This is a genomic window from Kushneria phyllosphaerae (genome assembly GCF_900312995.1).
GTDB classification, from domain to species: domain Bacteria; phylum Pseudomonadota; class Gammaproteobacteria; order Pseudomonadales; family Halomonadaceae; genus Kushneria; species Kushneria phyllosphaerae.
Genome location: NZ_ONZI01000003.1, coordinates 342,766 through 366,151 on the forward strand (window position 1 = coordinate 342,766; position 23,386 = coordinate 366,151).

Genomic DNA, 23,386 nt, shown 5'->3' on the forward strand with positions numbered 1-23,386 from the left:
GGACTTTACCGGGTTGCGCCTTGTTTGACACGATTCACCTCCTTTATGGGCGAAAGACGTGTCATGTTATGGCCAATGGCGCTCCGGTCAGGCAAACATTCAGCGACTTGATCGGGCCAGACTCTGGCGTAATTGATCTTCCCGGGCCAGACTTGTCCGGACATCACATGACACCAGATGAAAAAACGGGTGTTCGTTGGCGCCAGTACGGGCACCCGCACGGGCAGTGCTTTACAACAGGGCCATTGAGGTCAGAAAAAATGACCCCACGTTAGACATTCAGGGGCCGAAAACCGAGAGAATTGCGGCTCATTAACCTGTCGGTGATGAGCTTTATCCAATATCGCAGGAGGAGAAAACATGACGCTTCGTGTCGCAATCAACGGGTTCGGACGTATCGGTCGTAACACCTTTCGTGCGCTGTATGAAAGTGGTTATCGTGACCGTATCGAAGTCGTGGCCATCAATGATCTGGGCGACCCGGCGCTGAATGCGCTACTGCTGGAAAATGACACCACGCACGGCCATTTCAATGCTGAAATCACGCATGACGATGAAAGTTTTACCGTCAACGGCGACCGTGTTCGCATTCTCTCCGAGCGTGATCCGTCCAAACTTCCGTGGGGCGATCTGAACATCGATCTGGTCATGGAATGCACGGGCATCTTTACCAAGCGCGAAGCCGCGGCCAAGCATATCGAAGCCGGTGCCAAGCGTGTTCTGATCTCCGGTCCGAGCGGTGATGCTGACGCCACCATCGTGTTCGGGGTCAATGAGCAGGTACTGGAAGCCGGTCACACGGTGGTTTCCAACGCTTCATGCACCACCAACTGCCTGGCGCCGGTGGCCAAGGCCCTTAACGATACCGTGGGTATCGAGACCGGCCTGATGAACACCATTCACGCCTACACCAACGATCAGAACCTGTCGGACGTTTATCACTCCGACCCGTTCCGTGCCCGCAGCGCGACCCAGTCCATGATTCCGACCAAGACCGGTGCTGCCTCGGCCGTCGCCAAGGTGCTGCCCGAGCTTGATGGCAAGCTGGACGGTTTTGCCATTCGCGTGCCGGTGATCAACGTTTCGGTCGTGGATCTGACCTTCACGGCTTCACGCGATACCAGCCGTGACGAGATCAATCAGATCATGCGCGATGCTGCCGCTAAATCGGATGTGTTGAACATCAATGAGAAGCCACTGGTCTCGATCGACTTCAACCATAACCCGAGCTCTTCGACCTTTGACACCAACCATACGCGTGTCAACGGCCGGCTGGTCAAGGTCATGTCCTGGTACGACAACGAGTGGGGCTTCTCCAACCGTATGCTGGACACGGCGCTGGCGATGGGCAAAACCCTCTAATTCGTTTCTCGCAGTACTGTTGCACTACCACTAATACTGTTGCACCACTATCGTAGTATCGCGATATCAAAGGACGCCCTCGGGCGTCCTTTTTTGACCCATCATCGTTCTCAAGGAGGAGACATGACACAAACACTACTGGCCTTTGATGTTTACGGCACATTGATCAATCCGAACGCCATGGCCGAGGTGCTGCGCCCCACGCTGCAGGATCAGGCTGAAAGTGTGGCTGCGCAGTGGCGTGCCAGTCAGCTGCAGCTCTCCTTTCGCCGTGGTCTCATGGGACGCTACGTCGAGTTTTCGGTGTGTACACGCGATGCGCTGGATGTTGCCATTGCCGCGCATGAGCTTGAAGTAGACCAGGCCACTCGGGATGACTGGATGGCGGCCTATTCCCGCCTGCCCGCCTTTGAGGAAGTGGATGGCGCGCTGGCCTCTCTGGTCGCTGCCGGCTATCGCTGTGTGGCGTTCTCCAACGGCACGGAAAAGGCCATGCAGCAGGTGCTGGAACATGCAGGACTGGCCCATCATTTTGACGCGCTGGTCAGTGTCGACGACATCAAGCGCTTCAAGCCCGACCCGGTGGTCTATCACCATTTGTCACGCCGCATGAAGGTGGCCCATGACAATGCCTGGCTGGTCTCGAGCAATAACTGGGATATTCAGGGCGCGCGCCATGCGGGCATGAAGGCTGCCTGGATCCATCGTGACCGAACTGCCCTGATAGAAGACCCGTCACTGGCGCCCAATCTTGAAGTCGACAAACTGGATGAGCTGGCCGATAAGCTTGCAGGCATGCGTTGATATCAGGTCATGATCGGGACGTTGATGGTGTCCTGATGTTCTGGAATCAACCGGGCAGAAAGCGTGCAGGTGTCGCCGTAAGGCGACAATTTAATTGACAAATAACCTGTGTTCTGATCAGTTGGTTATGTTAAGGTCGCGCTCTAAATCAAATAAATTGTCAACCTTGAATCATCTGTCTGCGTGCAGCAATGCAGCCGAAATGACTGCCGTTCAATGGCAGCAACAGGTCAGCCAGCCATGCCATATGTATCCAGGAAACAATGTGTCAGCGGTGTGCATCAGCTTCTGGGATCGACACTGAGGGATGCACGTCGGGAGCGGCAGGGGCGTATCGTTGGTATCGATCAGACGCGGGAGCATCCGGTCATCGATGTGATCTGGCAGGGCCAGCCCCGCGCCGAGCGCATCATCATCACCTGCGATCAGCTTCGTGATCTTGTCCGGGCAAGCCTTGCGCGGGACGCGGCACAGACGCAAAAAACCTCGTCGACCGAGACCGTCGTCGAGCAGGATTCTGAAAAGGCACCGGTTCTTCTCGCCGAGCAGCGTCGCGCCTGAGTTATTCTGCAGATTCCTGTTCCTGAAAAGGGGCTTCGCCAGCGATGGCGAAGCCCCTTTTCTCATGATGGCCATCAATACAATAATGTCAGCATGCGTTAAGTCTTCTTATACTGATAACAACAATGACGTCACATGACGAATTTATAACAGCACAGGGGAATTTCATGAGAACCATGTTTCTGGGACTCGGCATGGGGTTAATGCTGGCCAGCGTCAATACCTGGGGGGATGAAGGCACTCTGGGGCGAATGGGGCCAAAGGTTGAAACACAGACACTGACCTATAGCGTGGACGGTGAGCAATACACCGGCTATCTGGCACAGGACACCGAAAAGGAGGGCAAGCGCCCACTTGTGTTGGTGGTCCATGAATGGTGGGGGCTGAGTGACTATATTCGACATCGTACCGAGCAGCTTGCAGCGCTGGGCTATGTGGCCTTTGCCGTCGACATGTATGGCAGTGGCAAAACGGCCACACATCCTGATGAGGCCGGGAGCTTTTCAAAGGCCGTCATGAGCGATTGGCCCGGTGCTCGCCATAATCTTGAAATGGCCATCGATACCCTCAAGGACAAGCAGGGGGTGGATGCCTCGCGTATGGCCATCATCGGCTACTGTTTCGGCGGTGGTATCGCACTCAATGCCGCACTTGATGGCATGCCCTTCAAGGCAGCGGTCAGTTTTCACGGCAGTCCCGGGCAGGTGGTGGACACCCCCAGCCACTTTGATGGACGGGTCATCATCCAGAATGGCCTGGATGATCAGATGGTGACGCAGTCAGCGCTTGAGTCGCTGCTCAATACCTTTGAGAGTGTGGAAACTGACGCCACGTTGATTCAGTACCCCAACGCCATGCATGCCTTTACCAATCCTTCTGCCGATGCAAAGGCAAAAGAGTTTGGCCTGCCCCTGGCCTATAACGCAGCGGCCGACGCTGCCAGCTGGCAGGTCATGTTGAATGTCTTCAACAAGGTGTTTGCCGCACCACTGCCCAGCGCCAAGTAAGCGGTATCAGGCGGGAAAAAATGCTTACCTATAAAAGAGGGCCGGCACGACATTTGTCGTGCCGGCCCTCTTTTGCAAATGGGCTGGGGGGAGCGAGCAGAGCGCCTACTGCGGCAGAGACAGAATGCGTCGTGCCAGATGGATCATGCCCGGGTCGCCGGTGTTTTTGGCGCGGATGTCGGAGAGTTTGACGACCGGCAGCCACTGGTCCCCTTCGGGGCGGGTTTCGGTCATCTTGACCACCATGTTCATCGGCTTGAGGCCGACATCATTGGTGAAATTGGTGCCGATGCCGAACGACATGCCAATGCGCCCTTCACAAAAGCGGGTGATTTTCTCGACCTTGTGGGTATCGAGCGCATCGGAAAAAATGATGGTCTTGCTGCGCGGATCGATGCCGTAATGTTCGTAATGATCGATGGTGGCCTTGGCGAATTCGATCGGATCACCGCTGTCATGGCGAATCCCGTCGAAGAGCTTGGCAAACATCTTGTCAAAGCCTTCGAAAAAGACCTGCGTGGTAAAGGTATCCGACAGCGCAATGCCCAGATCACCGCGATAGACCTCAACCCAGTTTTCCAGCGCCAGCGTATTGGCCATCTTGAAGCCGAAACGGGCGGCGTGGAACATGAACCATTCATGGGCATGGGTGCCCAGCGGCTTGACCCCGTGGCGATGGGCCATGTGCACGTTGCTGGTACCGGTAAAGGTGCTGCCGCCGTAGCGCTTGAGCGTGCTGACCACCAGGTCGTGCACCGCGTAGGAGTGACGCCTGCGGGTGCCAAACTCGGCAATGCGCACGCCCAGTTCGCCGTAATGCTCGATCTTTTCACGCGTGCGCTGAGCAACCAGTTCATCGCTGTCACGCTGTTCGTCGAGCATCTCGTACCAGATCTGGCTGATCAGGGTCATCAGCGGCACTTCCCAGAGAATGGTGCGATACCACAGTCCCTCGATAGTGACGTTGAGCACCTCGCCCTGCTGATCAATGGTGATCTCATGAGGCTTGTAACGAAAGCCCTCCAGAAAATCATGATAGGTCGGATCGAGATAGGGGCAGGTGACCTCCAGAAAATGGCGCTCTTCGCTGGTCAGCCGTAGTGCGGCCATGGCATCTACCTGCTCCCTGAGCCGTTCACCGAAGCCGGGCGGGAAGGCATGCTCGCCACGATTGATGAAGCTGTAGCGTGCATGAGCGTTGGGAAACAGTTTCACCACGGCGTTTTGCATGGTGAACTTGTAGAAGTCATTATCAAGGATCGAATGCAGCATTGAGCGGGTCGGCATCTCTGTTGATGGCCATTTAAAAGATAGCTTGACAGCATAGCGCAGCCGCTGCGCTGACTCCATCCCGAAGCATTGACACAAGACCTGACCCCGGCACGTCAGGACCTTCTATTCTTTATCCCTGTCACTATCCTTTACCGCTACCCCTATCATGTATCTGGCTGGAGAAGCGCCATGAGTCTCGATATTCGCGATATCGGTGCAATGGCCGGCATCGATGCGCAGCAATGGAATGCGCTGGCAGGTTCGGACTATCCCTTCGTGCGTCATGAGTTTCTCAACGCACTGGAAGTGACCGGGGCCGTCTGTGCGGGCACCGGCTGGACCCCGCATCATCTGACGATATGGCAGGGCGACCGGCTGGTCGGCGCCATGCCGCGCTATCTCAAGGATCACTCCCGGGGTGAGTATGTCTTTGACTGGCAATGGGCCGATGCCTGGGAGCGGGCCGGCGGCGAGTACTATCCCAAGCAGTTGAGCGCCATTCCCTTTACCCCTGCGACCGGTCCGCGCCTGCTGCTCGCCGACGACATCGATAGCGATGATGCTCTGACAGCAATGGCCGAGCATCTAGAGAGTGCGGGACTGTTGTCATGGCATCTGCTGTTTCCGGAAGCGGGCCTGGCGCATCAATGGCGCCAGCGCTGGCCCGAGCTGCTGGAGCGCAGCGGCATGCAGTATCACTGGTTTGATCGTGACTATGGCGACTTCGAAGGGTTTCTGGGGGCAATGACCTCGAAACGGCGCAAGGAAGTGCGCCGGGAGCGGCGCCGCGTGGCCGAGCAGGGACTGAGCATGCGACGTCTGGTGGGGCGCGAGATCGACCGTACGGCCATCGAGCACTTTTATCGCTGCTATCAGATCACCTATATGGAGCACGGCCAGCGCGGCTATCTGGATATCAATTTCTTTTACCGTTTGCTGCAGGACATGCCCGATGCTCTGGTATTGATCCAGGCGCTGGATGAGACAACGCGACCCGTGGCCGCAGCGCTGTGTCTGCGCGGGTCGACTACGCTCTATGGACGTTACTGGGGCAGCGAGGTCGAGGCCAGCTGCCTGCATTTCGAAGCCTGCTACTATCAGGGCATCGAGCACTGCCTGGCCGCCGGGCTGTCACGGTTTGATCCGGGCACCCAGGGAGAGCACAAGATTGCCCGGGGCTTTGAGCCGATTGCCACGCGCTCACTGCACTGGCTGGCCCATGACGGGTTTCGTGATGCCGTAGCGGAGTTTCTGGGGCGAGAAGACACTGCCATGGCGCAGATGCGTCTTGAAGCGGCCACCATGTTGCCCTTTCGACGCGAGCCCTGATCGTTTGGCGTGCACACCGATGATCCTCGGTGGCGACCGATTTCCTGTATTCATGTCGTGGAGAAATAATGAAAACCTTGTATCGCAGTATGTGGATGGCGGCCTGTCTGGCGCTGGCGGGCGGGAGCATGGCACCGATGGTGCAGGCCCAGCCAGAAAAGCAGGAGACACCTCAGCAGCAACCGGGAGATCGTACCGAGCACGAAAACCGGACGCTTCTGGAAACGCTCAAGGCCAACGGCGATTTCACTACGCTTTTGAAGGCCGTTGATGAGGCCGGCATGAGCGACATGCTCAGCGACGGCGGGCCCTACACCATTTTTGCACCGACCGATGAGGCCTTTGCCCGACTGCCGGAAAGCGAGCGCCAGGCGCTGCTGGGTGGTGAACATGAAGAGTGGCTGAGAAAGGTACTCAAATATCATCTGCTGCCGGGTATTGTGCCGGCCAGCGAGTTCAAGGCGCTGGGCCGCCCTCAGGCCCTGACGGGTCAGCTCAGCCTGGACGTGCAGGACGGCAGGTATCAGGTCAACGACATTCCTGTTGAGCGAGAAGAGACCCGAGCTCATAACGGTATTGTCCATCCCATCGAGGGCGTACTGATCCCCTGGGATGCCACTGGTCTGCGCCCGGATTCCTGATTGCAACGCAGCTCTACAGCGGTCCTCGCATCAGGGGTGAGAGGGACGCGTCAGGGGCATTCATCAGCAGAGCAGTTCCTAAAAGCGTGATGAGTGCTCCGCCCAGCAGGGCAAGAAGATATCCTGCTCCTGAAGGCCACTGCCCGCGGGTGTGTTGAAAAAGATGCGCCATGTGGCGGCGGGCAAGCACTGTCGCGGCGGCCAGCAGGGAGGTCGAAAGCGCCGTGCCCAGTGACATGGCCAGTACCGCCAGCACACCGGCCCACCAGAAGCCCAGCATGGCGGCCACGCCAAGCACCATGACGGCCCCGCTACACGGGCGAAGGCCGATCGACAGAATTGCCGCTGTCATTTCGCGCCAGTGTCGGCCACTGGTCATGGGGTCAATGTGATGGGTCCGACCACAGTGACAGGAGCCGCTGCTGACATGGTTCAACGGTGTCATGACGCGGGCATCAGAAGAGTGTGACGGAGTGAGCTTCAAGGCAGTCGGTTGCAGGGTGCCCATGGGGGAGGAATACGAGGAGGTCTGGCGCCGGAGCCCATGGAGACCGCGACCGGCACGAATCATGAGCCAGAGCCCCAGTGCCGCGACGGCAACAAAGCTTGCCTTTTCGACCATGGCGGTGCTTGCCATGGCTTCCCGTGTCAGCCAGCCAAACCCCAGTACCAGCACCGTGACGATGACAATGGCCACCACCCCCTGAAGCAGTGCGGCGCTGGCGGTCATGATCAGCCCTCGTTTAAGCGCCGCACGATGGGTCAGCAGGTAGGTAGCGACCACCGCCTTGCCGTGGCCGGGTCCCAGAGCGTGAAAGACACCATAGCCCAGGCTCAGCGCCATAAGATCCCACCAGTCTCCTGCCTCTTCACGTTGGGAAAGCGCCATCATGGCGCTCGCCAGTCCCCGATGCAGCGTGCGCTGCCAGGCAATGATGTCTGCCATTAGTGACTGCCAGATTCCATGGTCAATGATTGAGAACAGTAATGCGGTCACTGTGAACACGGCCAGCGTTATCCAGACAGGCTTCAGGGTTTCTGGCACTTGATCACTCCGGTGTCCGAGAAAAGTTTGCCAATGCCATCGGGAGCATCGCCGGTCACATCAATGGCGGATACGCCAGCCACGACCGCCGGGTCAGGGTCGGCGTGTACGACCTCGCCATGGCACTGTGAGGGCGCATTGACCAGTTCAATGGGTTGCTCGGTCTGATCGTCGTACAAAAATTCGATGAAGTAGGTGCCGTCATAGACCTGCCAGTGCAGCGCATCGCTCAGTGGCTGCGGCTCGGCCAGCGTCACAATGAAGGAAAACTCGACCCGGTTGTCATTCAGCCGGGTGGTGTAGTCCTCGATATGCCCCAAGGCCAGCTCCTGCTCGCCGTCATAGACATGAGTCAGGTAATGCTGGGTGGCCAGATTGGCCGCGATCTCATGACCAAGGGCATCCAGACGTTGCGCCATGCTCTCGCCGCCCGTCACGCCTTCCAGACCCTCTACCATGGTCAGACTCTGAAACGGGTCCATCTTCCATGATTGCTCAAGTGCCGTGACCCGCTGCTGATCATCGACCATGACCGTGACGCGGTAATCGATCCATCCGTGGGGGTGCGCCATGGCCGATGTGGTCCCCAACCACATAATGCCGCCTGTCAGCAGGGCAGATACTCGCCAGAAACGCCGGGAATTCATGAGCACACGCTTGTCTCTTCCAGTGACCGAAACGGCATGTTGCCCCAGCTGTGCAGGGGTTGCGAGAGATAACCTTTATGGCCGGCCGTGGTTCATCAGGATAAGTTAAGCAACTCGGGGTTTCTTTTTTAACCGCGGTTAAATAGGATTTCATGACAATACCGCCAGCGGAGATTCGTCATGATAGAAGAGGGGAACGCGGCCACGATGACGACGGCTCGCCACCGGTGGTCAGCGGTTTGGGGCATGGCGGTCTGGATGGTGCCGGCGCTGATGCTGATGTCCGGTGCAACGCTTGCCCAGGAGCGCAAGACGGTAGTAGCAAGCTTTACAATCATGGCGGACATGGCCCGTCAGGTAGCCGGCGACGAACTGGAGGTGATCTCCATTGTGCCGCCTGGCGCCGAGATTCATGAATATGCGCCTACCCCGCGCGATATCCTCAAGGCCCGGCAGGCCGATCTCATTTTATATAACGGCATGGGGCTTGAACGCTGGTTTCAGCGTTTTTATCAGGGGATGGAAAAGGTGCCCACGGCCGTTTTGACCGAAGGCATCGAGCCCATTGATCTTGGTGAGGGGCCCTACCAGGGACGACCCAACCCGCATGCCTGGATGACACCCGGAAATGGTTTGATCTACGTCGAGAACATTCGCCAGGCGCTGGTGGCGCTGGACCCGGCTCAGGCAGAAATCTACGACCGTAACGCCCGGGCCTACAGCGAGCGACTTGAAGCGCTGGACCGCGAGCTCACAAGCGCCTTTGGCCGTATTCCCGACGCGCAGCGAACGCTGGCCACCTGTGAAGGGGCCTTTTCCTACCTGACCCGGGCGTATGGCTTTCGCGAGCGCTATCTCTGGGCGGTCAACGCCGAGCAGGAAGGCAGCCCGCAGCAGGTGCGCCGCTTGATTGATGACCTCAACGCCGATCAAGTGCCGGTGACCTTTTGCGAAAGTACCGTCAACGACCGGGCCATGAAGCAGGTGACGTCTGAAACCGGTGCACGTTATGGCGGCGTGCTGTATGTCGATTCGCTGTCGCGCAGCGAGGGTCCGGTCCCTGATTATGAAACCCTTCTGCGTTATAACGCCCGACAGATACAAAAGGGATTTGGCCTTGAGTAATCCACATTCATATGACGGCCCGGTCATCGACGTCTCACGCACCAGTGTGCGCTACCCCGACGGACATTTGGGGATCCAGGACATTTCTCTGGCCCTGCCGAGGGCCAGTATCTGTGCCCTGATCGGCCCCAATGGCAGCGGCAAGTCCACCCTGTGTCGAACCATTTTAGGATTTACGCGCCCGACCAGTGGCCGGGTGCAGCTTCTGGGGATGACCGTGCGTCACGCCCAGAAGCAAAATCTGGTCGCCTATGTGCCCCAGGCCGAAGAGGTGGACTGGCAGTTTCCGGTGTCGGTGCGCGATGTGGTGATGATGGGGCGCCAGGGCCAGATGAACTGGCTGCGCATTCCTTCGGCAACTGATCGGCGCTGTGTGGAAGAGGCGATGGCCCGTATGGAGATTACTGACTTGGCACAGCGCCAGATCGGCATGCTGTCGGGAGGGCAGAAAAAGCGCGTGTTTCTGGCACGGGCACTGGCCCAGGGAAGCCGTATTCTGGTGCTTGATGAGCCCTTTACCGGCGTGGATGCCCATACCGAGCAGGGCATCATGGCGCTGATCCGCGGGCTACGCGATGAAGGCGTGACCGTGTTGATCGTGACGCATGCACTGTCCAATGTGCCGCAGTACTGCGATCACGTCGCCATGGTTTCAAGGCGACTCATCGCTTTCGGGCCGGTGTCCACGACCTTTAACCAGTCCCACCTGACCGCCACTTTCGGCGACGTCATGGCCGAGACGGTGTTGTCGGCGGTCCATGCCGATACCAGCGTACCGTCATGGAGCCTGTCATGAGCAGTGATCCGTTCGCCCTGCTGCTTGCGCCGTTTGATTATCAGTTCATGACGCGCGGCATTCTGGTCGGCACACTGATCGGGGCGGTATGCGGCTGGCTGTCCTGCTATGTAGTGCTCAAGGGCTGGTCCCTTCTGGGAGACGCCCTGTCTCATGCCGTGGTGCCGGGTATTGCCATTGCCTATACGCTGGGTCTGCCGTTTGCCCCGGCAGCCTTTATCAGCGCCTTGATGGCCGTCGGCGGTATCGGGCTGATAAAGGGGCAAAGCGCTCTGAAAAGTGATGCCGCCATTGGCGTGGTCTTCTCTGCCTTTCTGGCGCTGGGGCTGGTGCTGATCTCACTCAATCCGGGAGGCGTACAGCTCACCACCATTCTTTTCGGCAACCTGCTGGGCATCGGCGACAGCGAGACCATTCAGCTGATCATCATTTCGCTGGTCTGTATCGTCGCACTGTCGCTGCGCTGGAAGGACCTGATGCTGTACTGCTTTGACGAAGGTCACGCCCGGGTCATGGGCCTGAATACCGTCTGGCTCAATGTGCTGTTGCTATCGATGCTCTCATTGATGACCGTTGGGGCGTTGCAGGCCGTGGGGGCACTGCTGGTGGTGGCGATGCTGATTACGCCCGGTGCCTGTGCCTGGCTGCTTACGGATCGTTTTGGTCACATGCTGTGGTTGGCACCGCTGATCGGTGCGGCTTGTGCCTTTACGGGCAGCTGGTCGAGCTATTTCATGGACAGCTCGGTGGGTGGCACCATCGTGCTGCTGCAAACGCTGTGCTTTCTGGTCATTCTGGTGCTGGCACCGCGTCACGGGCTTTTGGCTCAGCGACGACGTTCTGCGTCGGCAGGCGCTGACGAGGAGGCGTCATGAGTTCGCTGAGTGAAACGCTGGCGCTGTTTTTTTTGCCGCTGACGCTGGACTTCATGCGTCAGGCACTGTGGATGGGCCTGTTGGTGGGCACCGTCTGCGCCGTGCTGTCGTGTCTGATCGTGCTGAAGGGCTGGTCGCTGGTCGGTGACGCCGCCTCGCATGCCGTGGTGCCTGGCATCGTGCTGGCCTGGCTGGCCGGGATTCCCATGGTGATCGGTGCACTTGGCAGTGCCCTGTGCTGCCTGCTGGGGGCCGGGATGATCGAGCGGCACTGTCGTATTCGCCCCGATGCCGTGCTGGGCATTGCCTTTACCGGTTTTCTGGCGCTGGGCATGGTACTGGTGGCCATGGTGCCCTCTGATGTGCACTTCATGCACATCCTGCTGGGGAATCTATTGGGAATCGAAGCTTCAACGCGCTATCAGCTCATCGTTACCGGCATTGTCGTGCTGAGCGTTGTGGCGCTGAAATTCAGTGATCTTCGCCTCTACTGCTTTGATCCTCAGCACGCGCAGGTAGTGGGCCTTGATACTCAAAGACTGCAGCTTTTGCTGACGGTGTTGCTGACGCTGGCCACCGTCATGGCACTTCAGGCCGTGGGGGTTGTGCTGGTCGTTGCCATGCTGGTGACGCCCGGCTGCACGGCCTTTTTGCTGACGCGCCGACTGGCCGCGATGATGATGGTGGCCTCGGCAAGCACCTGGCTTTCCGTGTTTGCAGGCGTGATGGTGAGCTTTCACGTGGATGTCGAGACGGGCGGTGTGATCGTGCTCATTCAGGCCTTCCTGTTTTTGCTGGCCTTTCTGTTGGCGCCAGGTCGCGGGGTGGTTTTTCAGAAAAGGCGCCTTTGGCACGCCATTCGCGCTGACAGGGCGGCCGCTCGTGAGTAGAGACGGGCCTTCAGTCCACGGCACTGCCCATTGAGCGCGCAGGGCCATCGAATTGATGAACTCGTGGCGTTCCAGCAGAACATGCACCCTTGCGATATCGATGAGGATGAACCACTTTTATAAGGCTCATGAACAAAATCTGATTGTCTGAAAAGATGCAGTAATTGTTCAGCGATATGGCGTAAACAGCGTTTCTTTGGTCAGTATTTTTAATCCAGATTAACTTGTTTATAAAAGTTACAAAATTGCTGACAGTGCCTTTAAAAGGACTTTGACGCTACTGTCAGTTCACGCTATATCTTGCTCATGGTTCCGGCTCGTCGTGATGTTCCGGCCCCATTTTTCTGATGGATTTATCAGGTAGCGGTGGTGCCGGATGCACAGCCGACCATAAGCGATCGTTTGTCGACATGGAGTGTCGGTAAAGACGATATTTGTACAGCGTCCATCATGTGGTGCCGCCCAAAAGCGTCGGCGCCCTTCAGGGCTGTCAGCTGTACGCTTCATGGCTCGAGACATTTCGGCGTCAGCGCACTTCGCGAGGAGGTCGCGCATGTCTCATTCAGCCGTCGATGCCACTTTGGCACACGCCACTCACGCTACAACCACCGCAAAATCCATTACATCGATATCTGATGCCCTCGCAAGACACAGTAGCGTTTCTGCCGGTCAGAGTGAGCCAGCTGATCCTGTTTTATTTGTGACCTCGGAGCTTGCCGATTTCGTCAAGGTTGGCGGACTTGGTGACGTTTCAGCAGCCCTGCCGCGCGCGCTGCTCAATCATTACGATATGCGCGTTTTGATGCCTGCCTATCGCGAAGTCCTTGAAAGCATCTGGCCGGTTCATGTCATTGGGCAATTGCCCGGTCTTGCCGATATTCCTGCCTGTGATCTGGGGCGTATCGAGCTGCCGGAAGGTCTGACCGTCTACGTACTGATCTGCCCGGAGCTCTATGATCGCCCCGGCAGTCCCTATCTTGATGAAAGCGGCCAGGAATGGGAGGACAACGCTATCCGATTTGCGCGACTGTCGCTGGCCGCTGCCCAGATGGCAATGGGCACTGTGGGGGCGCGTTTTGAAGATCAGGGCTGGCACCCTGACCTTTTGCATCTGCATGACTGGCAGACCGGACTGGCCGCCGGGTATCTGCGCTGGAGTGGTGATGAGACGCCGTGCGTCTATACCATTCATAACCTGGCCTATCAGGGGCTTTATGGTCCCGAGTATCTAAGCAGGCTGGGCATTCCCGAGAGCGCCTTCACCCCGCAGGGACTCGAGTTTTACAACCTGCTGTCTTTCATGAAGGCCGGCATCATCTACAGCAACCACATCACCACGGTCAGCGAGACCTATGCCCGGGAGATCACCACGCCTGCCTTTGGTTGCGGGCTGGAAGGTCTGTTGTCGGACTGTGCCCGGGACAAACGCCTCAGCGGTATCGCCAACGGTATTGATGACAGCTGGGATCCGCAGACGGATGCCTATCTGGCCTGCGCCTTTGCCACTAATGACTGGGCCGGCAAGCGTGCCAATACCGATCATGTCCGGCGCATGTTCCGCTTGGCCGTCAGTCACGGCCCGCTGTTTGCGGTAGTGTCGCGGCTTGTGCATCAAAAGGGACTGGATCTGACCATTGCTGCGGCTGAATCGATCGTGCGCGCCGGTGGTCAGCTGGTCGTCATCGGTTGCGGTGAGCCGGCCATCGAAAATGCCCTGCGCAATCTCGAAGCGCGCTTTCCAGGTGCCATCGGCGTGCATATCGGTTTCAGCGAGCGTGAGGCGCGCTGCATCTTTGCCGGCAGCGATTTTCTTCTGATGCCGTCGCGCTTTGAGCCCTGTGGTCTGTCGCAGATGTATGCCCAGCGCTTTGGTTCGCTGCCGATTGCCCATCGCACCGGCGGGCTTGCCGATACGATCGAGGACGGTGTCACCGGATTTCTGTTTGATGACCTTTCTCAGCAGGACTTCCAGAAAGCCATTGATCGCGCCTTTCGCATCTTCGGCTGTACCGAGCTTTTTTATGCCATGCGTCGTGCGGCCATGGCTATCCACTATCAGTGGCGACTTTCCGTCACGCCCTATCGCCGCCTCTATCATCAGCTGATGGTCCCTGCAGGGGTAACGGCCCATTCGTTAAGACATGTGAGCATATAATGGCGACAGCATTCCCCGGCGCTTGCCAAAGCGAGCGTGACGCCCTGCTGCGTCTTGCGCAGGCACGACACGACCAACCGTTTGCCTGGCTGGGCCCACATGAGCAGGGCGATCAAACGCTGGTTCGTCTGCTGTTGCCGGGTGCCGAAGCCGTAGAACTGATTGACGCTGCGCACCAGTTACTGGCCGTGGCCGAACCTCTGGAGGGTGGTCTTTATCAGGCGTACCTGCCAGGGGGGACGCGCTATCGCCTGCGTATTACCTGGCCTGAAGGCGTTGTCCAGATTGCAGAAGATGCCTATCGGTTTGCGCCGCTGCCGGGAGAGCTGGATCTTCATCTGTTCTGTGAGGGTCGGCACCGTGAGCTCGCCCGTGTCTTCGGGGCCTGTCCGACGGCCATCGATGGGGTCGATGGGGTGCGATTTACCCTGTGGGCGCCCAACGCTCAGCGAGTATCGGTCGTGGGCGATTTCAACGTCTGGGACGGGCGTCGGCATGCCATGCAGCGTCACGAGGGCAGCGGCGTCTGGGCGATCTTTGTGCCGCATCTCAGGGTGGGTGAGCGCTATCGCTTTGAGCTTGTCGACCGGGAAGGGCAGCTTCGACACAAGGTGGACCCGCTGGCGCGTCGCACCGAAGCCGCCGTACCGGATGTCTCGGTGGTAGCCGGCAATCGCCCCTTCAGCTGGCATGATCATGCCTGGCTCAGGCGCCGCGATGCCAGCAATATTCGCACGGCACCGCTGTCCATCTATGAACTGCATGTCCTCTCCTGGCAGCACGACCAGGACGGCAACACGCTGGAGTGGGATGCGCTTGCATCCCGCCTGATCCCCTGGGTGGCCGACATGGGCTTCACCCATATTGAGCTGATGCCCATCAGCGAGCATCCCTTTGTCGGTTCATGGGGGTATCAGCCCATCGGCCTGTTTGCGCCCACATCACGCATGGGCTCGCCTGAAGCCTTTGCCCGTTTCGTCAACGCCTGTCATGGCGCTGGTATCGGCGTCATTCTGGACTGGGTGCCGGCGCATTTTCCGGCCGATGAGCATGGGCTGGCGCGATTTGACGGGACCTCGCTTTATGAACATCACGACCCGCGTGAAGGTTTTCATCCCGAGTGGAACACGCTGATTTACAACGTGGGACGTAATGAAGTCAGAGGCTTTCTGATTGCCAGTGCGCTGGAATGGCTCGAGCACTTTCATATCGATGGGCTGCGGGTGGATGCGGTGGCCTCGATGCTCTATCGGGATTACAGCCGCAGCGATGATGACTGGCTGCCCAACATCTATGGCGGCCGCGAGAATCTGGAAGTCGTCGAGTTTTTGCGCGAGCTCAATGCCACGGTGGCCGAGCGCTGCCCCGGGGTCATGATGATCGCCGAGGAGTCTACCGCCTGGCCGGGCGTGACGGCACCGATCGCTACCGGTGGGCTCGGCTTTACCTTCAAGTGGAACATGGGCTGGATGCACGACACGCTGTCCTACATGTCCCGCGATCCGCTCTACCGCGCCTGGCACCATGGTGATCTGACCTTTGGGCTGCAGTACGCCTTCTCCGAGCATTTCGTGTTGCCGCTTTCACATGACGAAGTCGTGCATGGCAAGGGCTCCCTGCTGTCCAGAATGCCGGGTGACGAAGCGCAAAAGCTGGCCGGACTGCGCGCCTATCTGGCCTTCATGTGGGCCCATCCCGGCAAGAAGCTTTTGTTCATGGGCACCGAACTTGGCCAGTGGCGCGAGTGGGATCATGACCGCGAGCTGGACTGGGAACGTCTGGATGAGGCAGGCCCGCGCGGGTTGTCTCGCGCCATTGCCGATCTCAACCGGATCTATGTCGAGGATCCGGCGATGCACGTCTGCGACGCAGAGTCGGCCGGTTTTTCCTGGGTGGTCGGCGATGACAGCGCCAATAGCGTGGTGGCCTTTTTACGCCATGCCGAACCCGGCAAGGCACCGCTGCTGGTGGTCTGCAACCTGACACCGGTAACGCACCATCACTATCGCATTGGTGTGCCGGTCATGAGTGTCTGGCGCGAGATATTTAATAGCGACAGTGTCTTCTACGCTGGAAGTAACCAGGGCAACGGTAGTGCCTTGCACGCCCATCCCGAACCCAGCCATGGCCATCCTGCGTCACTGCTTTTGACGCTTCCACCATTGAGTACGCTTTACCTGCGTCAGGGAGACTGGCCAACATGAGTGCTGCCGTATCCAAATCCAGCGGTGATCGTTTTTCCAGTCTCAGCCATTACGGCGCGACCCTGCTGGACGATCACCGCACCCGATTTACCCTCTGGGCACCCGGTGCCGAGACGGTCACGCTGGAACTGTCACGCGCGCCTGACGACGAACCGGAAGTCCTTCTCATGGAGAAGGGGCGTGACGGCGACTTCACACTCGAGGTCGAGTGCCCGCCGGGCGCGCATTACCGTTATCGCCTCAGCGATGATCTGGCCGTGCCCGACCCGGCGGCACGTGCCCAGCACGAGGACATCACCGGACCCAGTGTGGTCATTGACCCACAAGGCCATGCCTGGAAAAACAGCCACTGGCAGGGCCGGCCCTGGCACGAAACCGTCATTCTGGAAATTCACGTCGGGGTACTGGGTGGGTTTGATGCCATCCGCGAGCGTTTGCAGGACTGGGCGTCGATGGGCATTACTGCCATCGAACTGATGCCCGTCAATGAATTTCCCGGCGCGCGCAACTGGGGCTATGACGGTGTGCTGCCCTACGCCGTTGAAGCCGCCTACGGCACGCCGGATCAGCTCAAGGCCATGATTGATCAGGCTCATGGACTGGGGCTGATGGTGTTTCTGGATGTGGTGTACAACCACTTCGGCCCGGACGGCAACTATCTGCCGCACTACGCGGGCGATTTCTTTACCGGGGAGAGAACCCCCTGGGGCGACGCGATCGATTTCAATCGAGCTCAGGTGAAGGACTTCTTCATCGACAATGCCCTGATGTGGGTCGAAGAGTATCGCTTTGACGGCCTGCGCTTTGATGCCGTGCATGCCATCAACAATGACGCCTTTTTGCGAGAGATGAGCGAGCGTATCAAGCAACAGGTCAATGACACGCGTCATGTCCACCTGATGCTTGAAAACGAGCGCAACAGCGCTTCTCTGCTCGAAGACACCTATACCGCACAGTGGAACGATGACATCCACAACGTGTTGCATGCGCTGCTGACCGGTGAGCATGAAGGCTACTACGCCGACTACTGCGACCATGCCACCGACAAGCTCGCCAGCGCCCTGCACGGCGGCTTTATCTTCCAGGGGCAGAATGACCGTCGCGGCCATTCACGCGGCGAGCCCAGTGGCCACCTGCCGACCACGGCCTTTATCGCCTTTTTGCAGAACCACGATCAGGTGGGCAATCGGGCGATGGGCGAGCGCCTTATCTCGCTGGTCGACCAGAAGCGTCTCGAAGCGGCCACGGCGCTTTTGCTGCTGTGCCCGATGATCCCGATGCTGTTCATGGGGGAAGAGCTTGGCGAGCGCAATCCGTTTCTCTTCTTTACCGATCACCGTGATGAGCTCGCCGACGCCGTACGCGAAGGTCGTCGCAGCGAGTTTGCCGATTTCTCTCACTTCAAGGATGAGAAAACGCGCGCGCAGATTCCTGATCCCAATGCGGTTTCCACCTTTGAGCAGTCGGTGCCGAGTGCCGGCACCGGGCAGGATGACGACGCTGCCTTCTGGCGCAGCCGCTACATGACGCTGCTGGATATTCGCCACGCTGAAATCATGCCACGCCTGCAGGGCACAAGGCCCATGGGCGCCGTGCCGCTGGGTGAAGGCGCGGTACTGGCGCACTGGCGCATGGGGGATGGCACCGTACTGGGGATTGCCGTCAACCTGGGCACACAGCGCGTCAATATCGAGGCCCCGGAAGGGCAGCGACTCTATGAACTCGGCGAATCAAGCGATGCCACGACGCTGGCACCCGGGGCGATTCGCGCCTGCCTGAGCAGTCATTTATGAATCACGCATTGAAGTCGCTGGCCGAAGCCGCCGGTATCGTTATCGAGTGGCAGGACAGTCAGGATCGTCCGCAACAGTTGGATGATGCCACCATCAAGGGTGTGCTGGCAGGGCTTGGCTACGCGGCCGGGTCGCCCGCTGACATCAAGGCGAGCCTGGCCGCCATCGAGCGCCTGCATGCGCCGGAGACCGTGGCCGACTGGCCGCCGTTGGTGGTCGGTGAGATCGAGCAGGGTATCGAGCTGCCCGGCACGGTGGCGGTCGGCACCGATTACACCCTTATCGACGAACAGGGGAGAAGCCTGAGCGGGCAGATCGATGCTCAGGGCCGGCTTGAGTCCGTGGCCGAGCCTGGCTACTACCGGTTACAGATCGAAGGGAAAACACGGCGTCTGGCAGTGGCACCACATCGCTGCATGGATGTGACCACGCTGGCCGAGGGCGGCCGACAGGCCATGTCAGGCCTGGGGGTACAGCTTTATGGTCTGCGCCGCCGTGGGGATGGCGGCATCGGCGACTGCGAGGCGCTGGGACGTCTTGCCGAGCGTGCCGGTCGTGCCGGTTTGGACGCGCTGGCAATCAGCCCGGTACATGCCCTGTTTCCGCATCAGCCCGAGCGATTTTCCCCTTATTCCCCGTCGACCCGTCTGGCCTTCAACCCCCTTTACAGCGCCCTGAACAACACGGCCGATGACACCGATGCCTCGGCGCTGGTGGACTATGAAGCCGTCAGCCGTATGCGCTGGCAGGCGCTTGAGCGTGATTTTGCCGCGCTGTCCGAGGCCGATCGCCAGGCACTGAACGCTTTTCGCCGGGAAAGTGGCGAGACACTGGAAAACCACTGTCGCTTTGAAGCCATCAGCGAAGCGCTCGGCCCCATGCACACCTGGCCAAGCGACATGCAGGATGCCAAAAGCGAGGCGGTCGCAAGTTTCAGTCAGGCACACGGCGAACGCGTGACCTTTTATGCCTTTGCGCAGTGGCAGGTTGCCCTTGAACTGGCCTTCGTGCAGCAGCGCGCTATCGACGCCGGGCAGCGCATCGGATTGATCGCGGATATTGCCGTGGGCGTGGATCCGCATGGCAGTCAGGCCTGGAGTCGCCCGGAAGAGATGCTGGGCAAGCTTCGCATCGGTTCACCGCCGGACGATTTCAATGCCAACGGCCAGGAGTGGGGCGTCACGGGCTTCTCGCCGCAGGGGCTGATCGAGTACGGCTTCGATGGCTTTATCGCCACCCTCAGGGCCTGCCTGCATGGCGCCGGCGGCCTGCGTATCGATCACATCATGGGGCTTTCCCGGCTATGGCTGATTCCGGAAGGCGCTTCGCCCACCGAAGGGGCCTACGTGCGCTACCCTGAACGGTCACTGCTGCGTTTGATTGCGCTGGAATCCTGGCGTCATCGCGCCGTGATCATCGGTGAGGATCTGGGCACCGTGGAACCCGAGTTCCGCGAGCGGCTGGATCAAAGCGGCATTCTGGGCATGGGCGTTTTGTGGTTCGAGCGCGAGGAAACAGAATTTACCCCGGCCAGCGATTATCCGGCGCGCGCCGTGGCCATGACCAGTACGCATGATCTGCCCACCGTGGCCGGCTGGCGGCTCGGGCGTGATCTGGACTGGCGTATCGAGCTCGACATGCTGGGTGAGGACGAAACGCCAGAGCAGCAGCGCGAGGTGCGCAAGCACGACATTGTGGCGCTGGCCGAGACCTTCGGAATCAAGCCGGATGCCGATTGCGATACCTGGCTTGAAGCCGCTGCACGCCATATTGGGGCGACGCCTTCGCCCCTGGTACTGCTGCAGCTTGAGGACCTGCTGGGCCTTGAGGAGCAGCCCAATCTGCCCGGCACGCTCGATGAGCACCCCAACTGGCGCCGTCGTTTGCCGTTGACCGTTGATGAGATGTTTGAAACCTCCGACGTCATGGCAAGACTTCGGGCAATGACCACCGCACGCGCAGGAGCAGGGCCGCATGAGTGAAGCATCCATGGAGGCATCATCGAACATGCCGGAGTTGAAGCCGCTGCTGTCGTGTCTGCGTCTGCAGTTTCACAAGGATTTCACCCTCGAGGATGCCGAGGCGCTGGTCGACTATTTTGCCGGGCTGGGCATTACGCATATCTACGCCTCTCCGCTGTGGGACGCGCGCAGCGGCTCGACCCATGGGTATGACGGCGTCGACCCGACCAGACTCAACCCCGAGATCGGTGATGAAGCTGCGCTGACGCGGCTGGTCGAGCGGCTAAGAACCCACGGTATGGGTTTGATCGTCGATTTCGTACCCAATCACCTTGCGGTGGGCGGACGGGAAAATCCCTACTGGCTGGATGTGCTGCGCTGGGGGCCGTCGGGTCGTTTTGCCGACATGTTTGATATCAACTGGCGCGACAACGGGGATCCGACCCTCGAGGGTCGACTGCTGGTGCCATTTCTTGGCGAGCCCTATGGTCAGGCGCTGGTGTCCGGCGACATGACGCTTGCGCTTGATGAGGCCACCGGTCTTTTCCAGATCGATTATTTCGAGCACTGCTTCCCGATCGATCCGCGTTGCCACGCGCTGATGCTGCTGGAAAGCGGCATGGGCGAACAGGCACGTCCTTTTGAACAGATCGAAGAAGCCGTCTCACTGGAAGAGGGCGCCGAGCGGGCAGGTCTGGCACTTGCCGAGCATGTGCGTACCCATGACGGCCGCGCTGCGCTCGACACGTTGCTGGCGCGCTATAACCCGGAGACGCCGGAAGGTGCCGAGCGGCTGCACGTGCTGCTGGAACGACAGCACTATCGGCTGGCCTGGTGGCGCACGGCCAATGACAGCCTCAACTGGCGGCGCTTTTTTGACATTACCGAACTCGGTGCCCTGCGGGTCGATGATCCGGCCGTATTTGCCCAGACCCATGTCTATCTGCTGGAACTGATCGAGCGCGGACTGGTGGACGGTGTGCGTCTGGATCACGTCGACGGACTGGCCGACCCGGCCGGCTATTGCCGCCTGTTGCGCGCCCGTGTCGATGAGGCGGCCACGCGTCGTCCCGGCGGTGCCCCCGAAACGCCACTGCCAATCTTTGTGGAAAAAATTCTGGAAGGTAACGAGTCACTGCCGCTGGACTGGGGCATGACCGGTACCACCGGCTATGAATTCATGAACGTCGTCTCAAAGCTTCAGCATGATGCACAAGGCGAGGCGCCGCTCAAGGCGTTGTGGCAGTCGCTGTCAGGTCGCGCGCACAGCTTTGAAAAAGAGGTCATTCGCGCCCGCCGCGAGATCATCGATACCGCGCTGGTGACCGAGTTCGAGCGCGCCGTTCGAGCGCTGGCCGATGTGGCGCGTCATGACCCCATGACCCGGGACACGACGCCTGCCATGATTCGCCGCGTTCTGCGCGAGCTGGCCGTGCAGTTTCCCATCTATCGCACCTACGCCGATGATCAGGGGCTGGCGCCGCGCGATGAGAACTTCTTTGCACACGCCGTGGCGGCGGCCAGAGAGGCGCTTACGCCGCCGGATCAGTCCGTGCTTGATCAGATTTATGACTGGCTGGGCGGTGATGCGCCGGCCAACGACGACGAGCCGGGCTGTCGGCAAAAGCGCAACGCCATCGTGCGCTTTGCCCAGCTGACCTCGCCGCTGGCGGCGAAAGCCGTGGAGGATACGGCCGGCTATCGCAGCGCCGTGCTGATCTCGCGCAACGATGTCGGCTTTGACGGGGCACACTTTGCCTGCTCGACCGAGGATTTCCACCGCTTCAACGCCTGGCAGGCCCGTCACTTCCCCGGCACGATGGTGACCACGGCCACACACGATCACAAACGTGGCGAAGACGTCCGCGCACGCCTTGCGGCGCTGTCGGAGTGGGGCGATCGCTGGGCAGAACAGGTGCGGGGCTGGCTGACCGCCTCCTCATCACTGCGTCAGGCCGGCGATGACGACGGCACGCCTGTCGGTCCTTCGACTGCCGAAGAGATGATGGTCTATCAGCTGATTGTCGGTGCCTGGCCGCTGACCCTGTCACCTGACGATGCTCAGGGCCTTGAGCAGTTTGCCACGCGTATTGCCGACTGGCAGGAAAAGGCCCTGCGCGAGGCCAAGCTGAACTCGCACTGGCTTTACCCGGACGAGACCCATGAGCGTCAGTGTCGTGAGTTTGTCATGACGCTGCTCACCGATGATCGGGGCGCGGCCCTGCGCCAGTCGATTTACGACGTTGTCGCTGCGGTCAGCCCGACCGGTGCCCTCAATGCTCTGGTGCAGACCCTGCTGCGCATGACGGTGCCGGGTTTTCCGGATTGCTATCAGGGCACGGAACGCTGGGACTTTTCACTGGTCGACCCCGACAACCGCCGCCCGGTTGATTTCAACGAACGCCGCGAGCAACTGACGCAAAACCGGCCCATGATCGAGTTGATCGATCACTGGCGCGACGGTCGCATCAAGCAGGCACTGATTACCCAGGTGCTGGGCCTGCGACAGCGCCTGCCGACGCCCTTTCTACACGGCGACTACCAGCCACTGGATTTTGAAGGCGAGCGTGCCGGACAACTGGTCGGTTTCACGCGTGAATACGAAGGCCGAGCCATTATGGTCATCGCCACACGTCACGGCGGCTCCCTGCTGGAAGGCGACACGCTGTGCATTGACGCGTCGCGCTGGGGCAATACCCGCGTGAAGACGTCAAACGAGGATGCTCAGGGCTGGCAGTCGCTGGTGACCGGACAGGCCGTCAATGTGCAGGTCCCGGTGTCTGATCTCATGTCATCACTGCCGTTTTGCGTCCTGTTTCGTGATGCCGCCACCGTAACGTCACACGCCGAACACGCCCGTCAGGCCGAGACCGCGCAGGAAGACGCCGCCCAGGGCGATCAGATGCAGTCGGTGTAACC

Annotated in this window: 18 protein-coding genes; 15 read left to right on the forward strand and 3 right to left on the reverse strand. The window is 59.6% G+C overall.

The features are described 5' to 3' along the window. The first annotated feature begins 360 nt into the window (after positions 1–360). The 4 genes from gap to KSP9073_RS11515 all read left to right on the forward strand — a co-directional run bounded on the left by gap (position 361) and on the right by KSP9073_RS11515 (position 3,734). Complete coding sequence (gene gap / locus KSP9073_RS11500; protein ID WP_108843103.1) at positions 361–1,362, forward strand: type I glyceraldehyde-3-phosphate dehydrogenase; 1,002 nt, start codon at positions 361–363, stop codon at positions 1,360–1,362. Positions 1,363–1,485: 123 nt separating this feature from the next. Then, positions 1,486–2,166 carry a haloacid dehalogenase type II gene (locus KSP9073_RS11505; protein ID WP_108843104.1) on the forward strand — a complete coding sequence of 227 codons (681 nt, stop codon included), beginning with the start codon at positions 1,486–1,488 and terminating at the stop codon, positions 2,164–2,166. 240 nt (positions 2,167–2,406) lie between these two features. Beyond that, the gene (locus KSP9073_RS11510) at positions 2,407–2,727 is read left to right on the forward strand and encodes a hypothetical protein (protein WP_133241017.1); all 321 of its coding nucleotides are present in this window, start codon (positions 2,407–2,409) and stop codon (positions 2,725–2,727) included. 167 nt (positions 2,728–2,894) lie between these two features. Further along, positions 2,895–3,734, forward strand: coding sequence for a dienelactone hydrolase family protein (locus tag KSP9073_RS11515; protein ID WP_108843106.1), 840 nt, complete (start codon positions 2,895–2,897; stop codon positions 3,732–3,734). 105 nt (positions 3,735–3,839) lie between these two features. Here KSP9073_RS11515 and pncB read toward each other — a convergent pair whose 3' ends face one another. Then, a complete protein-coding gene (gene pncB, locus KSP9073_RS11520) occupies positions 3,840–5,006 on the reverse strand; it encodes a nicotinate phosphoribosyltransferase (RefSeq protein WP_108843401.1) in 1,167 nt (388 codons plus the stop codon). A 189-nt stretch (positions 5,007–5,195) separates the two neighbouring features. Here pncB and KSP9073_RS11525 point away from each other — a divergent pair, with 189 nt between their 5' ends. Both KSP9073_RS11525 and KSP9073_RS11530 read left to right on the forward strand, forming a co-directional pair. Next, on the forward strand, positions 5,196–6,335 hold the full coding sequence (locus KSP9073_RS11525; RefSeq protein WP_108843107.1) for a GNAT family N-acetyltransferase: 1,140 nt from the start codon (positions 5,196–5,198) through the stop codon (positions 6,333–6,335). 68 nt (positions 6,336–6,403) lie between these two features. Then, complete coding sequence (locus KSP9073_RS11530) at positions 6,404–6,976, forward strand: fasciclin domain-containing protein (protein ID WP_108843108.1); 573 nt, start codon at positions 6,404–6,406, stop codon at positions 6,974–6,976. Positions 6,977–6,989: 13 nt separating this feature from the next. Here KSP9073_RS11530 and KSP9073_RS11535 read toward each other — a convergent pair whose 3' ends face one another. After that, positions 6,990–7,922, reverse strand: coding sequence for a nickel/cobalt transporter (locus KSP9073_RS11535; protein ID WP_108843109.1), 933 nt, complete (start codon positions 7,920–7,922; stop codon positions 6,990–6,992). Between the two features lie 83 nt (positions 7,923–8,005). Continuing rightward, positions 8,006–8,668, reverse strand: coding sequence for a DUF1007 family protein (locus tag KSP9073_RS11540; RefSeq protein WP_108843110.1), 663 nt, complete (start codon positions 8,666–8,668; stop codon positions 8,006–8,008). Positions 8,669–8,848: 180 nt separating this feature from the next. On the opposite strand from KSP9073_RS11540, the gene KSP9073_RS11545 reads away from it, so the two are divergent. From KSP9073_RS11545 to treY, 9 genes are all read left to right on the forward strand, one after another. Next, positions 8,849–9,793 (forward strand): metal ABC transporter substrate-binding protein, encoded by a 945-nt coding sequence (locus tag KSP9073_RS11545; protein WP_108843111.1) that lies wholly within the window; start codon positions 8,849–8,851, stop codon positions 9,791–9,793. After that, positions 9,786–10,589, forward strand: a complete 804-nt coding sequence (locus KSP9073_RS11550; protein ID WP_207771463.1) for a metal ABC transporter ATP-binding protein — start codon at positions 9,786–9,788, stop codon at positions 10,587–10,589. The genes KSP9073_RS11545 and KSP9073_RS11550 overlap by 8 nt, the downstream gene beginning before the upstream one ends. Continuing rightward, positions 10,586–11,464: a metal ABC transporter permease gene (locus KSP9073_RS11555; protein WP_108843113.1), complete on the forward strand. Its 879-nt coding sequence runs from the start codon at positions 10,586–10,588 to the stop codon at positions 11,462–11,464. Before KSP9073_RS11550 ends, KSP9073_RS11555 begins: the two co-directional genes overlap by 4 nt. Beyond that, on the forward strand, positions 11,461–12,354 hold the full coding sequence (locus KSP9073_RS11560) for a metal ABC transporter permease (RefSeq protein ID WP_108843114.1): 894 nt from the start codon (positions 11,461–11,463) through the stop codon (positions 12,352–12,354). Before KSP9073_RS11555 ends, KSP9073_RS11560 begins: the two co-directional genes overlap by 4 nt. A gap of 553 nt (positions 12,355–12,907) precedes the next feature. Continuing rightward, a complete protein-coding gene (gene glgA / locus KSP9073_RS11565) occupies positions 12,908–14,509 on the forward strand; it encodes a glycogen synthase GlgA (RefSeq protein WP_108843115.1) in 1,602 nt (533 codons plus the stop codon). Next, positions 14,509–16,713 (forward strand): 1,4-alpha-glucan branching protein GlgB, encoded by a 2,205-nt coding sequence (glgB, locus tag KSP9073_RS11570; RefSeq protein WP_108843116.1) that lies wholly within the window; start codon positions 14,509–14,511, stop codon positions 16,711–16,713. Before glgA ends, glgB begins: the two co-directional genes overlap by 1 nt. Then, positions 16,710–18,506 (forward strand): malto-oligosyltrehalose trehalohydrolase, encoded by a 1,797-nt coding sequence (treZ, locus tag KSP9073_RS11575; RefSeq protein WP_108843117.1) that lies wholly within the window; start codon positions 16,710–16,712, stop codon positions 18,504–18,506. The genes glgB and treZ overlap by 4 nt, the downstream gene beginning before the upstream one ends. Then, a complete protein-coding gene (gene malQ, locus KSP9073_RS11580; protein ID WP_108843118.1) occupies positions 18,503–20,488 on the forward strand; it encodes a 4-alpha-glucanotransferase in 1,986 nt (661 codons plus the stop codon). The genes treZ and malQ overlap by 4 nt, the downstream gene beginning before the upstream one ends. Beyond that, positions 20,481–23,384, forward strand: coding sequence for a malto-oligosyltrehalose synthase (gene treY / locus KSP9073_RS11585; protein WP_243409213.1), 2,904 nt, complete (start codon positions 20,481–20,483; stop codon positions 23,382–23,384). Before malQ ends, treY begins: the two co-directional genes overlap by 8 nt. Positions 23,385–23,386: the final 2 nt, after the last annotated feature.

Coding starts and splice junctions, on each gene's coding strand:
- treY (WP_243409213.1), top strand. CDS start 20,481: ATGAGTGAAGCATCCATGGAGGCATCATCGAACATGCCGGAGTTGAAG.
- treZ (WP_108843117.1), top strand. CDS start 16,710: ATGAGTGCTGCCGTATCCAAATCCAGCGGTGATCGTTTTTCCAGTCTC.
- malQ (WP_108843118.1), top strand. CDS start 18,503: ATGAATCACGCATTGAAGTCGCTGGCCGAAGCCGCCGGTATCGTTATC.
- KSP9073_RS11510 (WP_133241017.1), top strand. CDS start 2,407: ATGCCATATGTATCCAGGAAACAATGTGTCAGCGGTGTGCATCAGCTT.
- KSP9073_RS11545 (WP_108843111.1), top strand. CDS start 8,849: ATGATAGAAGAGGGGAACGCGGCCACGATGACGACGGCTCGCCACCGG.
- pncB (WP_108843401.1), bottom strand. CDS start 5,006: ATGCTGCATTCGATCCTTGATAATGACTTCTACAAGTTCACCATGCAA.
- glgA (WP_108843115.1), top strand. CDS start 12,908: ATGTCTCATTCAGCCGTCGATGCCACTTTGGCACACGCCACTCACGCT.
- KSP9073_RS11505 (WP_108843104.1), top strand. CDS start 1,486: ATGACACAAACACTACTGGCCTTTGATGTTTACGGCACATTGATCAAT.
- KSP9073_RS11525 (WP_108843107.1), top strand. CDS start 5,196: ATGAGTCTCGATATTCGCGATATCGGTGCAATGGCCGGCATCGATGCG.
- KSP9073_RS11540 (WP_108843110.1), bottom strand. CDS start 8,668: ATGAATTCCCGGCGTTTCTGGCGAGTATCTGCCCTGCTGACAGGCGGC.
- gap (WP_108843103.1), top strand. CDS start 361: ATGACGCTTCGTGTCGCAATCAACGGGTTCGGACGTATCGGTCGTAAC.
- KSP9073_RS11555 (WP_108843113.1), top strand. CDS start 10,586: ATGAGCAGTGATCCGTTCGCCCTGCTGCTTGCGCCGTTTGATTATCAG.
- KSP9073_RS11530 (WP_108843108.1), top strand. CDS start 6,404: ATGAAAACCTTGTATCGCAGTATGTGGATGGCGGCCTGTCTGGCGCTG.
- KSP9073_RS11560 (WP_108843114.1), top strand. CDS start 11,461: ATGAGTTCGCTGAGTGAAACGCTGGCGCTGTTTTTTTTGCCGCTGACG.
- KSP9073_RS11535 (WP_108843109.1), bottom strand. CDS start 7,922: ATGGCAGACATCATTGCCTGGCAGCGCACGCTGCATCGGGGACTGGCG.
- glgB (WP_108843116.1), top strand. CDS start 14,509: ATGGCGACAGCATTCCCCGGCGCTTGCCAAAGCGAGCGTGACGCCCTG.
- KSP9073_RS11515 (WP_108843106.1), top strand. CDS start 2,895: ATGAGAACCATGTTTCTGGGACTCGGCATGGGGTTAATGCTGGCCAGC.